This window comes from Arthrobacter sp. UYCu723 (genome assembly GCF_054059215.1).
Genome location: NZ_JBSSBW010000003.1, coordinates 91,953 through 109,520 on the forward strand (window position 1 = coordinate 91,953; position 17,568 = coordinate 109,520).

14 protein-coding genes are annotated in these 17,568 nt (G+C 65.2%); 1 reads left to right on the forward strand and 13 read right to left on the reverse strand.

Going from position 1 to position 17,568, the window contains the following annotated elements; genetic code table 11:
* Positions 1-201: 201 nt before the first annotated feature.
* The 9 genes from ACVWZ8_RS23605 to ACVWZ8_RS23645 form a co-directional block, all read right to left on the reverse strand.
* Complete coding sequence (locus ACVWZ8_RS23605) at positions 202-1,686, reverse strand: NAD-dependent succinate-semialdehyde dehydrogenase (RefSeq protein WP_456506234.1); 1,485 nt, start codon at positions 1,684-1,686, stop codon at positions 202-204.
* 207 nt (positions 1,687-1,893) lie between these two features.
* Complete coding sequence (locus ACVWZ8_RS23610) at positions 1,894-3,579, reverse strand: thiamine pyrophosphate-dependent enzyme (RefSeq protein ID WP_456506235.1); 1,686 nt, start codon at positions 3,577-3,579, stop codon at positions 1,894-1,896.
* A 356-nt stretch (positions 3,580-3,935) separates the two neighbouring features.
* Complete coding sequence (locus ACVWZ8_RS23615; RefSeq protein WP_456506236.1) at positions 3,936-4,166, reverse strand: hypothetical protein; 231 nt, start codon at positions 4,164-4,166, stop codon at positions 3,936-3,938.
* A 128-nt stretch (positions 4,167-4,294) separates the two neighbouring features.
* Positions 4,295-5,623, reverse strand: coding sequence for an MFS transporter (locus ACVWZ8_RS23620; RefSeq protein WP_456506237.1), 1,329 nt, complete (start codon positions 5,621-5,623; stop codon positions 4,295-4,297).
* 100 nt (positions 5,624-5,723) lie between these two features.
* Positions 5,724-6,104 carry a RidA family protein gene (locus ACVWZ8_RS23625; protein WP_456506238.1) on the reverse strand — a complete coding sequence of 127 codons (381 nt, stop codon included), beginning with the start codon at positions 6,102-6,104 and terminating at the stop codon, positions 5,724-5,726.
* Entirely contained in the window at positions 6,101-6,841 is a 741-nt protein-coding gene (locus ACVWZ8_RS23630; protein ID WP_456506239.1) for a hypothetical protein, read from the reverse strand. The genes ACVWZ8_RS23625 and ACVWZ8_RS23630 overlap by 4 nt, the downstream gene beginning before the upstream one ends.
* Positions 6,834-7,826: a membrane dipeptidase gene (locus tag ACVWZ8_RS23635; protein WP_456506240.1), complete on the reverse strand. Its 993-nt coding sequence runs from the start codon at positions 7,824-7,826 to the stop codon at positions 6,834-6,836. Before ACVWZ8_RS23635 ends, ACVWZ8_RS23630 begins: the two co-directional genes overlap by 8 nt.
* Positions 7,823-9,541 carry a hypothetical protein gene (locus ACVWZ8_RS23640; protein ID WP_456506241.1) on the reverse strand — a complete coding sequence of 573 codons (1,719 nt, stop codon included), beginning with the start codon at positions 9,539-9,541 and terminating at the stop codon, positions 7,823-7,825. Before ACVWZ8_RS23640 ends, ACVWZ8_RS23635 begins: the two co-directional genes overlap by 4 nt.
* A gap of 2 nt (positions 9,542-9,543) precedes the next feature.
* Positions 9,544-10,995 (reverse strand): aldehyde dehydrogenase family protein, encoded by a 1,452-nt coding sequence (locus tag ACVWZ8_RS23645; RefSeq protein WP_456506242.1) that lies wholly within the window; start codon positions 10,993-10,995, stop codon positions 9,544-9,546.
* A 129-nt stretch (positions 10,996-11,124) separates the two neighbouring features.
* Between ACVWZ8_RS23645 and ACVWZ8_RS23650 the strand changes: the two genes are divergently transcribed.
* Positions 11,125-12,024 carry a LysR family transcriptional regulator gene (locus ACVWZ8_RS23650; RefSeq protein ID WP_456506243.1) on the forward strand — a complete coding sequence of 300 codons (900 nt, stop codon included), beginning with the start codon at positions 11,125-11,127 and terminating at the stop codon, positions 12,022-12,024.
* A gap of 454 nt (positions 12,025-12,478) precedes the next feature.
* Here the strand turns inward: ACVWZ8_RS23650 and ACVWZ8_RS23655 are convergent, their stop codons facing one another.
* The 4 genes from ACVWZ8_RS23655 to ACVWZ8_RS23670 are packed head-to-tail and all read right to left on the reverse strand — an operon-like array spanning position 12,479 to position 17,522.
* Positions 12,479-13,945 (reverse strand): alanine/glycine:cation symporter family protein, encoded by a 1,467-nt coding sequence (locus tag ACVWZ8_RS23655; protein WP_456506244.1) that lies wholly within the window; start codon positions 13,943-13,945, stop codon positions 12,479-12,481.
* Between the two features lie 3 nt (positions 13,946-13,948).
* The gene (locus ACVWZ8_RS23660; protein WP_456506245.1) at positions 13,949-14,776 is read right to left on the reverse strand and encodes a maleate cis-trans isomerase family protein; all 828 of its coding nucleotides are present in this window, start codon (positions 14,774-14,776) and stop codon (positions 13,949-13,951) included.
* 1 nt (position 14,777) lies between these two features.
* The gene (locus ACVWZ8_RS23665; RefSeq protein WP_456506246.1) at positions 14,778-16,016 is read right to left on the reverse strand and encodes a M24 family metallopeptidase; all 1,239 of its coding nucleotides are present in this window, start codon (positions 16,014-16,016) and stop codon (positions 14,778-14,780) included.
* Positions 16,017-16,073: 57 nt separating this feature from the next.
* The gene (locus ACVWZ8_RS23670; RefSeq protein ID WP_456506273.1) at positions 16,074-17,522 is read right to left on the reverse strand and encodes an MFS transporter; all 1,449 of its coding nucleotides are present in this window, start codon (positions 17,520-17,522) and stop codon (positions 16,074-16,076) included.
* Between the last annotated feature and the right edge of the window lie 46 nt (positions 17,523-17,568).

The window sequence follows — 17,568 nt, forward strand, 5'->3', positions numbered from 1 at the left end:
CGCGGGTTCAGGAGACGCGGGGCCGGCCTGCCGCGTTCTGGCTCGACGCAGTTCGTTCCCGGGTCTGGTCGAACGAAACGAGGTCGCTGAGTGCAAACGTGTAGCGCCGGTGGGAGTGCCTGGTCAGGAGGATTCCTTTTGTCCCTTCCAGCATTGCAGTGCGACCATCAGGGACCAGGACGGAGTGAAAGCATCGGGGCCCTATCGACCGGCGTAGGGGTCGTTGATGCCGATGTACTGGGTGTAGAGGTATTCCTCGATGCCCTCGAGGCCGCCCTCGCGGCCCAGGCCGGACTGCTTGACGCCGCCGAACGGGGCGGCCGCGTTGGAGACCACGCCGGCGTTCAGGCCGAGCATGCCGGTCTCGAGGCGTTCGCCCATCCGGATGCCCCGGTTGAGGTCCTTCGTGAAGACGTAGGCCACGAGCCCGTAGTCGGTGTTGTTCGCGAGCCTGACGGCCTCGTCCTCGGTGTCGAAGGTGATGATCGGGGCGACGGGGCCAAAGATTTCCTCGGCCAGGATCCGGGTGCCCTCGGTGACGCCCTTGAGGAGGGTCGGCTGGTAGAAGTAGCCCGGGCCGTCCACGGGCGCGCCGCCGGTTACCGCGACCGCACCGGCGGCGACGGCGTCGGTGACGAGTTCGTGGACCTTGTCCCGGCTCTTGGCATCGATCAGCGGGCCGACCTTGGACTCGGCCTCGGTGCCGCGGGCCGTGGTCATGTCCGCCATCTTCGCGGCGAACTTCTCCGCGAACTCGTCCGCGACGGACTCGTGGACGATGAACCGGTTCGCCGCGGTGCAGGCCTCGCCCATGTTCCGCAGCTTCGCCAGCATTGCCCCGGCGACGGCGGCATCGACGTCGGCGTCCTCGAACACGACGAACGGTGCGTTGCCGCCTAGCTCCATCGAGGTCCGCAGCACCGTCTCGGACGCATCCGAGAGCAGCCGGCGGCCAACCTCGGTGGAACCGGTGAAGGAGAGCTTCCGGAGCCGGGAGTCCTTGATCAGCGGCCCCGTGGTCGCCCCCGCGGTGGAGGTGGGGATGACGTTCAGGACACCGGCGGGCAACCCGGCCTCCTGCATCACGGCGGCGAACAGTTGGGAGGTCAGCGGGGTCAGGTTAGCTGACTTGAGCACCATCGTGCAGCCGGCGGCAACGGCCGGGGCAATCTTGCGGGTGGCCATGGCGAGGGGGAAGTTCCAGGGCGTGATCAGCAGGCACGGGCCAACCGGCTTCTTCGTGACCAGCAGCCGGGACTTCCCGTCAGGGGAGACGGAGTAGCGGCCGAACGCGCGGACGGCTTCCTCGGAGAACCAGCGCAGGAACTCCGCGCCGTAGGTGACCTCGCCGCGTGCCTCGGCCAGCGGCTTGCCCATTTCGAGGGTCATCAGCAGTGCGAAGTCCTCCGCCCGCTCGGTGACCAGTTCAAAGGCACGGCGCAGGATTTCCCCGCGCTCCCGGGCCGGGACCTTGGCCCAGGACTCCTGCGCGGCAGCGGCCGCGTCCAGGGCGGCCTTGCCGTCCTCGGGACCGGCGTCGGCAATGCTGAGAAGCACCTTCCCGGTGGCGGGGTCCTCGACCTCGAACGTCTTCCCGGACGCGGCCGGACGCCACTCGCCGTTGATCAGCAGGCCCGTCGGAACCGAGGCCAGCAAGGTATTTTCTTCGTCGAGTGAGACGGACATTCGTTTTCCATTCGTCAGGTGAAGCTGGGGAGCTACGGGCGGCGCGCTGTTTGGCGGGCCGTATCAAGTCGGCGCGGGCGTGGGATCTCCGGGGGCAACGGACACTTGCGGGGATGTTCAAGAAGATGGGGCGGGACGGACGCCCTTGCCGGCTGCTGTCGATGTCCCGGCGGCGCGTGAGGTGGTGTGGCTGGTGGAAGTGTTCGTTTAGTAGGCCTTGACGCGTTGTTCGACGACGAGGTGGATGAGTGCGAAGACCTTGTCCTCGTCGATGGCCTTCAGTGCCGCCGTGATGGCGGCAGGGATGTCGGCGTCGCGTTCTACCTTGATGCCGTAGCCGCCGAAAGCTTGGGCCATTAGCGCGAATTCCGGGTTTTTCAGCTGCGTTCCGGAGACCCGGTCCGGATAGTGGCGTTCCTGATGGGTGCGGATTGTCCCGTATTCCTGGTTGTCCATGACGATGACCAGGGGTGTGGCGCCGTACTGTGCGGCGGTGGCGAGTTCCTGGCCGTTCATGAGGAATTCACCGTCGCCGGCGATGGTGACCACGCGGCGGCCGGGGTGGGCCAGGGACGCTGCAATGGCTGAAGGGATGGAGTAGCCCATCGAGCCGTTCCGGGCGCTGATCATCGAGGCGTAGCCCCGGGTGGGGAAGTATCGGTGGGCCCAGTTAGTGTGTTCGCCGGCGCCGAAGGTCACGATCGCGTCGTTGGGAAGTGTGGGAACGAGGTTGGCCATGAGGGTGTCCATCCGGGCCGGTCCCGTGCCCGGGGCGGCCAGCGGGAGTGCGGCGAAGGATTCCTGTTCGGCGCGCATTCGTGCGGTCCAGGTCTTCCATTCTGGGTTGACCTCGGGCTCGATCCTGGCCAGGTCCCGGACGAATCCGTCCGGTTTGGCGACGATTTGCCGTGAGACAGGTCCGGAGCGTCCGCGGAGGGAAGGGTCGATGGTGACGAGGAAGTTCTTTTTCTTCCAGTCCTGGCGGCAGAGGAAACCGTCGGTGATGACGTCGCCGGGGACGGTGCCGACGAAGATGAGAAGGTCGGTCTCTTCCAACAGATCGTAGGTCGGGCGGGGGCGGCCGTAGCCGATTGGACCGACGTAGCAGGGGGAATCGAACGGGACGGTTCCCTGCGTGCGCCATTCCGCCGCGGCCGGGATGTGGTGCTTTTCCAGCCACCGAGTGAACTGGTCCGCACCGTCCTGGGTCCAGTCATTCCCGCCGGTCACGAATAAAGGCTTGCGGGAGGCTGACAGGGCGGCGGCGAGTGCTTCGGAGTCCGCGGTTGTCATTCCCCCCGTGGCGACGGGGATGGGCGGGTGCAGTTCCGGGTCGATCTGCTCGCGGATGACGTCTTCCGGCAGGCCAACCACCACGGGCCCGGGGCGCCCGCTCATCGCGGCGAAGAAGGCTTCTGCCACGATCTCGGAGGCACGCTCAGGGTGGTCGAGGACCATCACGCGTTTGGCGCCGGTGTCGAACCAGGCCTTGATGTCGAATTCCTGGAAGGCCTCTCGGTCCCGGTGCGCGAAGGGAATGAGGCCGACGAAGAGCACCATCGGAGTGGAGTCCTGCCAGGCCGTGTGCAGTCCGACGTGGGCGTTTGCGGCACCGGGCCCCCGGGTCACCATGGCGACGCCTGGAAGAGGGTTCAGCTTTCCATCCGCTTCCGCCATGTAGCTCGCGCCGCCCTCGTGGCGGCAGACGATGGTCTCGATGTCAGAGGTGTGCAGCCCGTCCAGGACGTCGAGATAGCTCTCGCCGGGTACCACGTGGGCGCGCCGAACGCCGTGGGCAACGAGGGAGTCGACGATGACGTGACCTGCGGATTTCGGGGCGGGGGCGCCACCGGAGGCGGAGACGGGCTGTGATGCGATGACGGTCTGGGTCATCGTCCGCCGTCTTTCGGGTCGAGAGGCCCGACTGGCACGTCCTGATGACTGCCGGCGCGTCGGGCGTGGCCGGCTCTCGGATGGTCGGTGTTGCCGGCTAACTTCATTGATGCTTCCTTAGTCTTGCGATCTATTGGTTCTGGGGGTGGCTGCGCAGGGCACGGCTGCCTGGATTTGTGTTGGGGCGCGGGCTCTGGCGCGGAACCCATTTCCAAGAGGCGCGGATGGGGCGGCCGGTGGATGGGCCGGTCCCGTGGCGTCGTGGACGAGTAAACGGTCTGCAGCCGGGACTGTCGTGTTGGTTTCCCAGTGGCGGATCGGCTTTCCCGGTTGGGTTGGTTTCCCGGTGGGGTTGCCTATCCGGGGGTGTTGCCGAGCCGTCGTTCCTCGCGTGTTTGGCCGAACGGCACGTCGGGGTGGACGGTGACGGTGAAGTCGTTGTAGGCGTGCTGGGTGACCATGATCCCGTGACAGTGGCCCATTGCCATGGCCTGCGTGATGGCCGTGTCGACGGCGGCGGTCAGGTTGGTTTGGATCGTGTCGGGGTCTTCGCCGCTGACGTCCAGGGTCAGGGTTGTCGGGCGCATGGTTCCTGCTTTCTTCCGGTCGCGGAAGCGGACGCGGAGGTGGTGGGGTCGCGTGGCGCGCTGCGGGAGCGGCCTGACCCCGGAAGGACAGCCGCTCCCGTTCCGCTGCGGTTGGTGGGTAGTGGGTGTCAGGCGTGGAGGGCGGCTGCTTCTTCGAGGTTCTGGCCCTTGGTTTCGGGGGCCATGAAGAAGCTGACGGCCGCGCCGAGCAGTGCGATGCCGGCGGCGATCCACATGGTGCCGGAGAGCCCGAGGTGGGTCAGGGCCAGCGGGGTGGCGAAGGTGCCGATGGCGGCGCCGATGCGGCTGGTCCCGGTGCACAGCCCGACCGCGGTGGCCCGGACTTTGGTCGGGAACAGTTCATTGGGGTAGATCCATTCCAGGATCGAGGGGCCGCCGTTGAAGATGGCGTAGAAGGCGAAAGCCAGGGCGATCAGGCCCAGGGGTGCGGTGGGGAAGAGCGCGAGGAACAGCAGGCCGACGCCGGAGAGGATGAAGCCCCAGATCAGGACGGGCCGGCGGCCGAGCTTGTCCACGACCAGGAGGGCGACGACGTTGCCGACGAGGAAGAAGAGGTTGATCAGGCCGTAGCCGATGTTGGCTTCGTCGCCGGACTGGAGGTTGAACAGGGCCAGGATCTGGGGTCCGAACGCGTAGATGGAGAACAGCGTGACGATGGTGCAGGTCCAGAAGATGGAGATGAAGATAACCCGGTGCAGGTAGCCGCCGGTCAGGACGAGTTTGAAGGCCTGACCGGTGCTGAGCTTTGCGGCGTTGGGGTCGTGGGCGGTGATGCCGTCCAGGGTGGCGCCTTCGCCGATGGTTTTCTTCAGGATGGCCAGGGCTTCCTGGTGGCGGCCTTTGCCCACGAGCCAGTGGGGGGATTCGGGGATGGTGGCCCGGGCGATGAGGATCAGGACGGCGGGCACCGCGGAGGAGAGCAGCATCCAGCGCCAGCCGTCTTCAAAGGAGAGGAGCCAGTAGCCGACGAACGCGGCGACGGTGGCGCCGACGAACCACATGGCGTTCAGCCCTCCCAGGAGCCGGGCGCGCCAGTTCTTGGGCACGAATTCTGCCACCAGGGAGGTCGCGATGGGGTAGTCGGCGCCGACGGCAATGCCGATGAGCAGCCGCAGGGCGAACAGTTGCCAGGCTTCCTGGACGAAGAACTGTGCCACCGAGAACACGATGATGGCCATGAGGTCGATCGTGTACATGAGCTTGCGCCCGATTTTGTCGGTGATGTTGCCGAAGATCAGGCCGCCGAGGAAGACACCGATCAGGGCGGAGGCGCCGATAAGACCGTTCCACCAGTCATTCATCTGCCAGGCCGGGATGATCTGGACCAGGGCGATGCCGATGATGGCCAGGATGTATCCGTCCAGGAACGGGCCCCCTGAGCTGAAGAGGGTGAGGCGTTTATGGAAGGAGTTCAGCGGCGCTGAATCGATAGTCATTTGAGGCGCAGGTGCTGGTGCGTGGGAGAGCATGGTGGTTCCGATCTGGGATGAGGGAAAACGACGTTGGTAACCCAACAGATCCGTGGCCGTGGTCCGGTCAGGCTGTTACGGCTGCGACCGCATCGATCTCGATGCGTTTTTCGCCCCTGAACCGGGCCACCTGCACGGTGGTCCTGGGAGGCAGGGGGTGGCCGCTGAGCCTGGTGAGGTAGGCGGCGTTGTAGTCATCAAATTCGTCAAGGTCGGCCAGGAAGACCGTGAGCTTGAGCAGGCCGGACAGGCTGGACCCTGCCTGCGTGAGGGCGGCTTCGAGGTTGTCGAAGGCCTGGGCGACCTGGCCTTCGATGTCGGCCGGGACGGTGCCGTCTGCCCGGGCCGGTATCTGCCCGCACAGGTAGATGATGCCGCCGGTGGCGGCGGAGGCGGAGTACGGCCGGGGTTTGCCGTCGGTGAACTGGGTCCGGGTGATCGCGCTCATGCGTCCGGCACCAGGTACTTCCGGGACAGCTGGTACATGCTCTGCCATTCTTCTGCACACACTTTCAGGGGTTTGGGCGGGACGAACGTTGTGTCCGGATCCGTGTGGACCGGTTCGGGGAGGACCATGACGAGGGTGCTGTCCCCGCTGTTTTGCGCCAGGAGGGCCGTGACCGCCTCCGATGCCAGGGTCCGGGTGGTCGAAAGTTCCCCGTCCCGGACGGTGAGGTAATCGGTGGCGCCCTCTTTATCCGGTGCCGCACCGTCATGGGCGGTGGCGATGACGATCCGGCGGCCCAGGGAGGCGGTGCGCCTGAGGACCAGGTCGTTCCAGAGCAGTCCCGGGATGCGGGCGTGCTGTGTGCGGGTCACGGATACTTCCTCGTCCGGGGCGTCGGCGGCGAGGTCGAGGAGCTGGAGGGCGGTCCGCAGGGGCGGTTGTCCGGCCCGGTCCAGCTCGCGCAGGGTGCCTCCCGCCCAGGTGGTGTCCCTGGCCGGTGCCGGCCGGAGGGGTGTGGCCCAGTCCGCGTCCAGGAGTTGTTCGAGGAGGCGGAGGCCGGCGTGTGCTTCGGCTTCGGCGCGGAGGACTGCGAGGGCTCCTTCCTGGGCTTCGAGCGGGTCCGCGCCGGCCGCGCAGAGCGACCGGAAGGCCGCTTCTTTGATTTCGCGGGGCTGGACGGCGATGGTGCGGTCAGTCTGCTGCCCGTCGGGGGCTGGGCCGGTGATGGTGTCAGACATGCGCGTGTTCCTTTGTGGTGTCCATGACGTGGGTGAAGAGCCGGGCCCAGTTGGCGCCCATGACGCCGGCGATGGTGTGGTCGGTGAGGCCTGCTGCGGCGAGGCCGTCGGTGAGCCGGGGGAAGTCCTGGGGGCCGGTGAACCAGTCCGGCCAGAGGGGCCAGGTGGGGGCATTTTCGGGGGCGGTCGGTTGCCAGCGGCCGTTGCGGAGCCAGCCGACGAATTCCTGGTCCCAGCCGCGGGTGCAGTCGCTGCCGATGCCGATACTGGTGGGACCGTATTGGTCCACCATGCGGGCCACCATGGTGCAGAAGCTCTCGATGGTGACGTGTTCACCGCCGCTGACGGTGGGGTAAAGGCAGCAGCCGATGACCCCGCCGCGGTCCACGAGGGGCTGGATGACGTCGTCGGGTTTGTTCCGGGGCGTGTCAAAGAACCAGAGCGGGTTGGAGTGGGTGACGGAGACCGGCACCGAGGACGCTTCGATGGCGTCGCGGCTGGTCCGGTATCCGACGTGGGAGAGGTCGATGAGCATGCCCACCCGGTTCATCTCTTCCACTATCACCCGCCCGTAGCGGGTCAGGCCGGCGTCGTCGGCTTCGAAGCAGCCGCTGCCGATCAGATTCTGGTTGTTGTAGGTCAGTTGGGCGATCCGGACGCCGAGCCGGTGGAAGAGCTCTACGTAGCGGTAGTCGTCTTCGAAGGGGCTGGCGTTCTGGAAGCCCAGGAACACGGCGATCCTGTTTTGCTGCTTCGCGGTTTCGATGTCTGCCCCGGTTGAGGCGAGGAACATCAGGTCCGGGTTGCGGTTGGCGAGGTCCAGCCACTGACCGACGGACCGGAGCGTGTCCGCGGCGTTTTCCCAGACGGCGCACGTGGCGTTGACCGCGCTGACGCCGCCGGTGCGCAGTTCTTCCAGGACGGGGCGGCTCCAGTTGCTGATCTGCAGCCCGTCCACGACGGTCAGCTGCTCGTGCAGGCTCATTGTTCCGGCCCCTTCGGCGCTGTCGGGAAGAGCCAGTCGTCCTCGTCCGTGCCGTGGTTGATGTCCACCGCGCGGGGGGCTCCGCTGAACAACGTCACCCGCAGCCAGTCCGTGGACTGCGGGCTGAAGTTGTTCATCCCGTAACTGGCCAGCTGGAAGCGTTGGGTGCTCAGGGGCAGGAATTCGCCGTCGATGAGGTTGTCCTGCAGCTCCCCGTAGAGATAGGGCCGGGTCTGCTGGACCCGGGCGGCGGCGAAGCGGTGGCCGGGGTGTGCCAGGAGGAATTCCGCGATGCTCTGATGGGCCGGAAACTGCTCGAGGTCCGTGGCGAGGGCATTGATGCGGCGGGCGATGTCTGTGCCGTGTTCGGCGGTGCCGGCGGGCCGGGAGGTGCGCAGGGCACGGCGGGGTTCTTCGTTGGCTGCGGAGGAGAACCAGTAATACCGCGTCCGCTCGGGATCGGTGAAGTCGTAGCCGCGGGACCAGGCGTAGTTGGTCTCCAGCAGCTGCTGCAGTTCCCAGCAGCGCATGGCCGGCTCGAACGGTGTGGTGCCGTTAACTCTGAGCAGGGATTCGGCGTCCTCGTCGAAGTCGGCACGGAGTTCGATCACGATGGAGGCGAAGATGCCCCGGGCCTCCGGGCTGAGACGTGCGGCCGTGTCGTGGAGGCGTGCCAGAACCGGTGCCGGTTCCGTCGCGGTGGCCTGGTGGGTCTGCAGCTCGTTCAGGAGTTGCTGCAGCTGGGGCCTGATCGCGTCGGTGGGCAGGAACGGGGCGGTGTGGAGTGCGTGTTTCTCTTCCAGGTGGCGGTCCGCCTGGGCGAGGAGGTCCGCGACGCGGGCAAGGTCCGGGTGCCCGGGTGCGTAGTCCCGGCCGAGGCCGGCGGCGAGGGGAGTTTCCCTCAGCCGGCACCAGGCGTCCAGGTAGTCCGGGTGGTTGATCACGAAAGGGACCATGCCCAGGCCGGTGGCGTTGCCCAGTCCGAGGTATTTACCCCATTCCGGGTCCAGGGGGACCGCGGTGGTGCCGGCCGCCGTGGCTTTAGCGGCGGCGACGTGTTCCACCATGTCCATGCTCAGTTCCCGCAACAGCCAGGCAGTGAGCATCTGGGACCGGTAGGGGACGGCCAGGGGGTGGTCGGCGGGGATGTCCGCGAATTCCTTGAGCCCGAATTTTCCGTTGCCATAGAACGCAGTGCTACGGATCAGGTAGGGGCTGGGTCCGATGGTCTCGACGTCGGGCTGGGACCCGGCGGCCAAACAGCCGCTGACGTAGTCAAAGAAGCGTGCGCTGCGGTTCGCCCGGGTCAGGACGATGGTGTCCGGATCGACACGGCCGCGTTCCTGGACGGGGACATTGCGCCGAAGCTCTGCTTCGCGTTCGGGCGTGAGGTCCCCTTCGATGAGCGCCGCGGTCACGTCCCAGGCATCGGCGATGACCCGGTCGGTGCGTTCGCTTTCCTCCAGGGTGCGGCAGAAAGCGATGAAACTCAGCTGCCGGCCTTCGGCGTCCACGGTGTAGACGGCAGTGCCCCGGGCGTCTGCGTCCAGATCGAGGCGGGTCCTGGACACGGACCATCCCTGGGCCGCGGCGCGGCGGAGCATGGTGCGGGCAAAGCTGTGGCGGGTGGCCCAGGCGCCGTTCATGTCGGCGCCGGAGAGCACTTCCTCCGGGGACCGGAGCCCGTGTGCGGTTCGTTCATCCTGAAGTGTCATGATCATGCCTTCTCGGGCGCCAGACGGAGATATGCGGTCTTTTCGTGGGTAAAGAAGGCCGCGGCAACGGCACTGTTCTGTTCCCGGGGGCCGGCAAAGGTTGAATCCTTCATCCCGCCGAACGGGGCGTGAAGTTCGGACCCGGTCGAGGGAGCGTTGACCTTGACGAGGCCGGCGTCCAGATAGGTCACGCACTGCCGGGCGGCGCGCTCATCGCTGGTGAACACCGCGGCGGTGAGTCCGAAGTCGGTGTTGTTCGCCAACGCAATGGCTTCATCAAGGGTGGCTGCGCGGAGAACAGTGACCACAGGGCCGAAGACCTCTTCGCGGCAGATCGTCATCGACGCCGGCCCGGTCAGCACGGTCGGCCGGACATAGTGCCCCTCCGCGGCGGGCGCGGGGGCCTGGGCGAGGATTTCCCCGCCTTCGGTGAGGGCCGTCTCGATCGCGGCATTGATTTCGTCGCGGGCGGAGCCGGAAACCACGGGGCCGATCTGCACCGACGGGTCAGTGCCGGGGCCCAGGACAAGTGCTGCGACCTTCTCCTTCACCTTCGCCAGGAACGCCTCGTGCCCGTCGCCGACAAGGATGATCCGCCGGGTGGCCGTGCACTTCTGCCCACTGGAACCCATCGCGGCGTTGACGGCGCTGGACGCGGCCAGCTCCACGTCGGCATCGGGCAGAACCAGGGTCGCGTTGTGTCCGCCGAGTTCCATCTGCAGTTTCGCGCCCCGGCCACAGACGATCCCGCGGATGTGGTGGCCCACCGGAACGGAGCCGGTAAACGTCACGCCCGCCACGGACGGATGGGAAACGAGTTCAGAGCCCAGCGGACCAGGGCCAAGGAGCAGGTTCGCGACGCCGGCCGGAACACCGGCCGCAGCCAGGATGTCCATCAGCAGGACCGACACTCCGGGGGTGTGGCTGGCGGACTTCCAGACCACCGTGTTGCCGTGCAGCAGTGCCGGGGCGATCTTCCACGCCGGGATCTGCAGCGGGAAGTTCCACGGGGTGATCACCCCGACGATGCCCAGCGGGCGCCGCACGGTCAGGATCCGCTCATCGGGGTGGCTGGACGGGTATTCGGTGCCGACCGGGTTCCGGGCCGAGCCCGCGTGGTACTCGAACGTGTCGGCGGACGCGTCGACCTCCAGCCTGGACTCCGCCAGGGTCTTGCCGTGCTCCGCCGTCATGACCCGGGCTATCTCCTCGGCCCGTTCCCGGATCAGTGCGGCCGCAGCGGACAGGATCCGGCCCCGGGCCAGAATCCCCAGCCGGTCCCACGCCGGTGCGGCGTCGGTAGCGGCCTGGATCGCCTGCGCCAGCTCTTCGGAACCGGCCCGGTGATAGGTGGTGACCGCTTCCTCCGGTGCCGACGGGTTGAACCGGGACGTCGTGTCCCCGGCCCCTTCGACCCACCGTCCGTTGATGAAGCTGCTGACTGGCTGGGTCATGACGGGCATTCTCGAACCTCTTAAATGTTTGTTGATCTGTGACTGTCCTCACGATCAACGGTAGACCCGAAACGCACTCCACTGAAGTATCTATTTGACGCTCATCAATATGCGTTTAGTCTTGTTCTTATGAATCTTCGTCGCCTGGAGCTTTTCGTCGCAGTGGCCGAAGAACTGCACTTCAACCGCGCCGCCGAGCGGCTGCACATGGCCCAGCCACCGCTGAGCCAGCAGATCCGCAAACTCGAAGAGGAATGCAAGACCCAGCTGTTCGTACGCAACTCCCGCAACGTCCAGCTCACCGCCGACGGCGAAATGCTCCTGAAGCACGCACGTAAAGTCCTCAGCCAGTACGGGGCCATGACCGCGGCCCTCCGGCAGGCCCGCGACGGCGAAATCGGCAAGCTGCGTCTCGGCTTCGTCTCCTCGGCGGCCATTTCGGCGCTCCCGCCCGTGGTGCGGGAACTCCGGTCCCACTGGCCCGGCATCGACCTCGAGCTCCGCGAGGAAACCACCGACGCCCAGATCGAGCTCATAACCGCCGGAGCCCTGGACGCCGGAATCGCCCGGGAAGTCCGGACCGTGCCGGGCCTGAGCACCACACTCCTGCAAAACGAACGCCTCGTGGTGGCCGTCCCGACAGACCACCCCCTAGCGCCCCGCACCTCAGTCGGGCTTAGTGAACTGAAGGGCGAGAGGTTCATTGCCTTCCCCAGGGACAGGATCTCGCGGCTCTTCGACCACATCGCCGCTTTGTTGCACGCCGCCGACGTCGACTTCGACCTCGCCCAGCAGGCCGTCCAGTTCCCCACCATCCTCGGGCTGGTCGCCGCCCACCTCGGCATCGCAGTCGTCCCGGAATCCCTCCGTGCCTTCGCCATCCCCGGCCTTGCCTACCTGGACATCAAGGACGCCAGCGCCATCTCCCGCGTCAGCCTGATCTACAGCAACGACATGACAGACTCACCCCTCGTCGCCAAAGTCAGGGACGCCTGCCGGCATACGATGGGAGACCCGGGGCCCGCCTAGCAGAACGCTGGTTACATGAACTGCTGGAACTTCCCGGTGACCACGCGATCAGACGATCCCGGCCAGGCGGGTGATCCCTCGAAAGTTCCTGAAAGAGGCGTTGACAGTGGCCAGGATCGGCAACGGCCAAGGCCCGTTCCCGTCCGGACCGGGCCGTGGCCGATAAAGCGTGCTTCTCCCGGGCGAACAGGGAAATTCTTCGTCGGCGCGGAATCCAGGCAATCGTTGACGAGCGATCCGGACAGGAAGCCAATCGTGGGCGACGAGGCAGCAATGGCAGCACGCCCGTCGGCCTGGACAAGGATGGCTACGCACGCCGAAACGTCGTCGAGCGGATTCTCAGCGTAGTTGAGCCGGGGCCCGCGCCAGTCACCCGAAACGACAAGCTCACTCTCACCTGCCGCAGCGGCGTCGTCCCTCGTGCCAGAAGATACGGCCTAATCGTCTCGTCGCTCTATCGTCGAACTTCGTCGAGCGGTTTTGAAGCGGATGTTGCGACCCAAAAATCTGCACCGTTGATTTTGGTTGCGGCCGAATCGAACACGGGATCAAGACCAGTCCTGCGCTGCTTTTCGTAATCTCGCAACACTTTCAAGGCGGGTTTGGTCAGGAGGACGATGACAACTACGTTGATCCATGCCATGGCGCCGTACCCCAAGTCCCCGAGGGACCAGGCGAAGGAGGCGGAGGTGATACTTCCGAGGTATACGAAGGCCAGGAACCCCAACTTCAGCAGTATGTCGGGCCATTTCCAGGTGATGCCGAAACTGCGTTTGATGTATGCGAGGCCAGTGTCAGCCATGTACATGTAGAACATCACGCTGGTGAAGGCGAAGAAGAGAATCGCAATCGAAAGGATCTGGGAGCCCCATCCGGGGAGGACTGAATTTATGGCCGCCTGGGTGTACAGGGGGCCCGGTTCCACGCCGCCGAGGTGGTTGGCCAGCGGAGCGCCGTCTCCGGGGATGACGTTGTACGACTTGGTGATGAGGATCATGAAGGCGGTAATCGAGCAGACGACCAGCGTATCTATGAACGTCGCAAATGATTGGACGAGGCCCTGTTTGGCCGGGTGTGAGACCTCCGCCGCGGCAGGGGCGTATGTCTCGCTTCCGAACCCGGCGCCGTTGGAGAAGGCCCCGCGCTTTACCCCCCAGGCAACCGCGGCACCGATGATGCCCCCGAACGTGGCATTCGTGCCGAAGGCGCTCGTGATGATCAAGGAGATCAGGCCGGGGATCTCTCCTGCATTCACCACCATGATCAGCAGGCCTACCAGGATATAGCCGGCGGCCATGAAGGGAACCACGTACTCGGCCGTGCGGGCGATGCGCTTGATGCCACCGAAGATGATGAGCGCCAGAACCGCCATCAGGGCCAGCCCTGTCACGTGGGTATTGACGGAAAACGCCGCATTCAATGAGGCAGAGATGGCGTTGACTTGAACGTTTGGCAGCAGGAATGCGCCGGTGATCATGGTCATGACCGCAAAGATAATGGCGAGCGGGCGCAGTTTCAGGGCTTTTTCGATGTAGTAAGGGGTTCCACCCCGATATTCGCCGTCCTGCTTGCTTTTGTAGACCTGAGCCAGTGTGGTCTCGATGAATGAGGTGGCCATTCCGAGGAAGCCGGTGACCCACATCCAGAAAACGGCTCCGGGACCGCCGTAGGCTATTGCGGTGGCCACGCCGGCTATGTTCCCTACCCCGATCTTGTCGCCTAGGGACAGCGCCAGGGATTGGAACGATGAGATGCCGGAAGCTGAACTTTTGCTTTCGAAGGTCAGGCGCACCATCTCGAGGGCGTGCCTGACTTGGACGAAACGTGTGGATACGGTGAAAAAGAGGCCGGCGCCAAGGAGCATGACGACAAGGACCGGGCTCCAGACGAGCCCGTTGAGCCACGTGACAAAATCTTCCATGTGCTAAGCACCCTTCAGCGCAGTAGTAGGGCCGGTACTGACGGCTTCGGCGTTGGAGTCGAGCCCCAGTCGCAGCAGCTGTCCATATCCGGGAATTGAGTCATTGATGCCTGAGAGGCGCAGCATGTGCCAGGCCAGGGCCTGGTTGCTGCTGATAACCGGCTTCCCGAGAGTGGCCTCTGCGCGTTCAAGGATGTCCAGTGTCCTGACGTTGGTGCAGGAGACGAACACTGCGTCGCACGGTGAGGACTGCCCTACTTGCAGGATCGCCTGGTAAACCGACTCGGGACGGATGCGCGCAACCTTGCACTCCTCGGATTCCTCAAAGGAGCCGAAACCGGTGATGGCTGGACCGTCTGCTTCCAACGCCAAGCGGAGGTGTTCGGAGACTTCGGCCACGTATGGGCTGACAAACCCCAGCCGGCGGATGCCCAGGACCCGGCAGGCTGCCCCCACCGCGGTCAAAGGATCAGTGACGGCCGGTAGGCCGGAAGCGTTCTGCGACGCGGCGGGGTAGGCGGAACGGACGGCTCCTGCCACGTTTGCCGGGCCGATGACGCTGGCACCGGACGTGCACGCGTAGCCAATGGTGTCAAAGGATCCCCCGGTGGGAAGGAGACCGACCGCGAGGGGGATATGTTGCTCCATGGCCGCCAAAGTTTCTTCGGTGACGTCCAGCCCACTGGGCACACGAGTGTGGTGGAGTGCGACGCCGGGAAGATTCAACAGCGTCCGGAACTCGTATTCAAGTGTTTCATCAACCTGCAGGACGATGACACCCAGACGGGCGCGCTGCGCCGCGCCGGAATCTGATTCGTAGGACAACTTCATCTCAACGCACCTCAGGGAGCTGTTCGGGAGCGCGGCGGCTCAAGAGCTGGGGCCCGTTTTCGCGGAGCACGAAGTTTTCCTCATGCACCATGCCCTGGCCGGGCTTCATGTCCAGCGAGGGTTCAAGGGTAAGGACCATGCCGGGAACGAGGACGGTCTCATCCGTGTCGGTGTGCGAGGGCCATTCGGTCAGTTGCATGCCCAGCCCATGGCCTAAACGCCCAACATTTCCGCAGGCATAGCCGTTGTCGACAATGACTTTTTGCATCGCCCGGAAGAGGTCGCCTGACGTTACGCCAGGCCGGGCGATGTCCAGGGCTGCATTGGTGGCCTCGAAAAGTGTGGCGTACCCGTGGGCCGCTGCCCGGTCCGCGGAGCCGATGGCATAGTTGCGGTCAAAGTCGCAGAAGTAGCCGTCGTAGACCGTGCCCGTGTCAATCATCAGCACGTCACCGTCGGTCAGTGCACGATTCCCCGGAGGGGAGATGACATTGTCGTATCCGCCGGGGGCGGCCGCGCCAACAAGGTATGGAACATCGTCAGCGCCGCGCTTGAGCAGCTCGATCTTGACTGCACGAAAGGTTTCGATGAGTGGCTGGCCGGCGGCGGCTATGCCGGGAACCAGGTCGAAGACATCGGAAGCGATGCGGCAGACGTGCGCGATCTTTTCGATTTCCGCCTCCGATTTGACCATGCGCAGAGACTTCACGACCCCGGTAGCATCGTGGAAGCTGAAGCCCTGCAGCATGCCCCGGAGCCGGCTATAGTCCTTCAGCGGCATGCGCAGTGTGGTCTCTGGGCCCATCGGCACCCCCACTCGGGCGTGGTCTCCCAGAACTTCACGCATAGTCTCGGCCAGCAGCGAGACCCCTTCGTCCTCGGGCTGCGGCGAAGTCCAGGAGCGGATGTCATCGATCCAGGTCTGCGCTATCGGGGGGTACCCGATGCCCGGAACCACTGCCGTTGGCCGCCCGTTGGCTGGTACCAGAAGGAACCACGGCCGTGTCGGGCTTTGCCAGAACTGGGTGAGGAACCCCGTGAAATAGCGGAATTCGGGCTCGGTGGTCAGGAACAGAGCATCCAGCCCGGCCTCGGCCATGAGATGTTGGGCCCGCACTAGCCGGGATTCAAATTCGTTGTCATCGAAGCCTCGGCGCGGAGCGGTCAGCGGCGGGGTTCCTTCCAGCCCGGTCTGGGGCGTGTTACTGGTGCGGTCGGTCGGTTCGCTGGTGATATTCACGGTTGGTGACTCCTTGGTGCGGGTGACTACCCAGGTTGTTGAGGGGGTGCTGGAAGTTCAAGCCACGGGACGAAAGGTCGACCGTCGGTTTTCGGCGTCCGTGCGGTTTGTGTCGACGTACTTGAGTTTGGGGAAGCCGAGCGATGCCGGGTCGCCGGGCAATTCTTCACCGCGGAGCGTGGCCTGTGCGGTTTCCCGCATGCAGAGGATGCTGATGAAGCCGATCACACCGGCAATCGCCATGTACCAGCCGGGAATCAGTTGGTTCCCGGTGGTTTCGATCAGCTGGTTGGCCACCGTCTGGGACGGCCCGGCGAAGAATGCCGTGGAAAAGTTGTAGCCGATCGCAAAACCGCTGTAGCGCACGGCGGTGGGGAACAGGGCCGGGAGGGTGGAGGATACCGCTGCCGTCAGGATCACCAGCAGCAGGCCCAGTACGGCCAGTCCGAGAAATTGAAGGAGTGGGTTCGGCAGTCCGAGCATCATAACGGCCGGGACGGAGAGCACCGCGTAGCCTGTGGCGGCGAGCAGGAGCAGGGGCTTGCGGCCCACCCGGTCTGACAAGGCTCCCACAGGAGGGATGGCGAGCAGCATCAGGGCCATCATCCCGACCAGCATCCAGTTGCCCTGGGCGGTGTCGTGTCCGAGCTGGCTGCTGAGATAGGTGGGCATGTACCCCAGGACCATGTAAAAAGCCACGTTGAGCAGGACCACGAAACCCGAGAGGACCAGGATCTGCTTCCAGTGATGCTTCAGGACCTGGCGCACCGGCGCCTTTGTGCCTTCCTTGTGTGCGGAGGCCTCCGAGAAGACCGGGGCCTCGTCCAGCCGGGTCCGGATCCACAGCGCAATGATTCCCATCGGGATCGTGGCCAGGTACGGGAGCCGCCACCAGCCCTCAAGCATCCCTTGTTCGCCGACGATGCTGACGAGGCCGGTACACAGAATGCCCGCGAGAATGAATCCCACGGTGGTTCCGAATTCGAGGAAGGAGCCGAAGAAACCGCGGCGGCGGTCCGGAGCCGATTCCGCCATGTAGACGGCCGCGCCGCCGTACTCTCCGCCGGCTGAGAAGCCTTGAAGCAGCCGGCAGATCAGGAGCAGGACGGGTGCCAGAACCCCGACGGTGTCCGTCGTGGGCAGCAAGCCGATGCAGCCTGATGCCAGGGTCATCAGGATCACAGTGAGAACCATGACCTTCTGTCGGCCTACCTTGTCGCCCAGCGGACCCAAGATGATGCCGCCCAGCGGCCGGATGAGGAAGGATAATGCCAGGGTGGCCAGCGTCAACGTAACGCCCACACCGCCGTCGCCCGCCTTTGACCCAAAGAAATTGGTTGCCATGTAGATGGTGAGGTAGCCATAGACGGCGTAGTCGTACCACTCAACTGCGTTCCCCAGCGCGGAGCCGGTGATGGAGCGTCGGAGTGTTTGCCTGGCCTCCGGGCTATCGGGCTCGGACCCCGGCGCCATGAGCATCGGTTTCTTGCTAACTAGCGGCTGCATACTGGTCACAGGCTTTGTCCTTCGAGGTGATGGTGTTCAGGAAAAC

What these genes read in the sequence shown, in the direction of transcription:
- ACVWZ8_RS23605 (WP_456506234.1), bottom strand. Translation starts at nt 1,686, where the DNA reads ATGTCCGTCTCACTCGACGAAGAAAATACCTTGCTGGCCTCGGTTCCG.
- ACVWZ8_RS23610 (WP_456506235.1), bottom strand. Translation starts at nt 3,579, where the DNA reads ATGACCCAGACCGTCATCGCATCACAGCCCGTCTCCGCCTCCGGTGGC.
- ACVWZ8_RS23615 (WP_456506236.1), bottom strand. Translation starts at nt 4,166, where the DNA reads ATGCGCCCGACAACCCTGACCCTGGACGTCAGCGGCGAAGACCCCGAC.
- ACVWZ8_RS23620 (WP_456506237.1), bottom strand. Translation starts at nt 5,623, where the DNA reads ATGACTATCGATTCAGCGCCGCTGAACTCCTTCCATAAACGCCTCACC.
- ACVWZ8_RS23625 (WP_456506238.1), bottom strand. Translation starts at nt 6,104, where the DNA reads ATGAGCGCGATCACCCGGACCCAGTTCACCGACGGCAAACCCCGGCCG.
- ACVWZ8_RS23630 (WP_456506239.1), bottom strand. Translation starts at nt 6,841, where the DNA reads ATGTCTGACACCATCACCGGCCCAGCCCCCGACGGGCAGCAGACTGAC.
- ACVWZ8_RS23635 (WP_456506240.1), bottom strand. Translation starts at nt 7,826, where the DNA reads ATGAGCCTGCACGAGCAGCTGACCGTCGTGGACGGGCTGCAGATCAGC.
- ACVWZ8_RS23640 (WP_456506241.1), bottom strand. Translation starts at nt 9,541, where the DNA reads ATGACACTTCAGGATGAACGAACCGCACACGGGCTCCGGTCCCCGGAG.
- ACVWZ8_RS23645 (WP_456506242.1), bottom strand. Translation starts at nt 10,995, where the DNA reads ATGACCCAGCCAGTCAGCAGCTTCATCAACGGACGGTGGGTCGAAGGG.
- ACVWZ8_RS23650 (WP_456506243.1), top strand. Translation starts at nt 11,125, where the DNA reads ATGAATCTTCGTCGCCTGGAGCTTTTCGTCGCAGTGGCCGAAGAACTG.
- ACVWZ8_RS23655 (WP_456506244.1), bottom strand. Translation starts at nt 13,945, where the DNA reads ATGGAAGATTTTGTCACGTGGCTCAACGGGCTCGTCTGGAGCCCGGTC.
- ACVWZ8_RS23660 (WP_456506245.1), bottom strand. Translation starts at nt 14,776, where the DNA reads ATGAAGTTGTCCTACGAATCAGATTCCGGCGCGGCGCAGCGCGCCCGT.
- ACVWZ8_RS23670 (WP_456506273.1), bottom strand. Translation starts at nt 17,522, where the DNA reads ATGCAGCCGCTAGTTAGCAAGAAACCGATGCTCATGGCGCCGGGGTCC.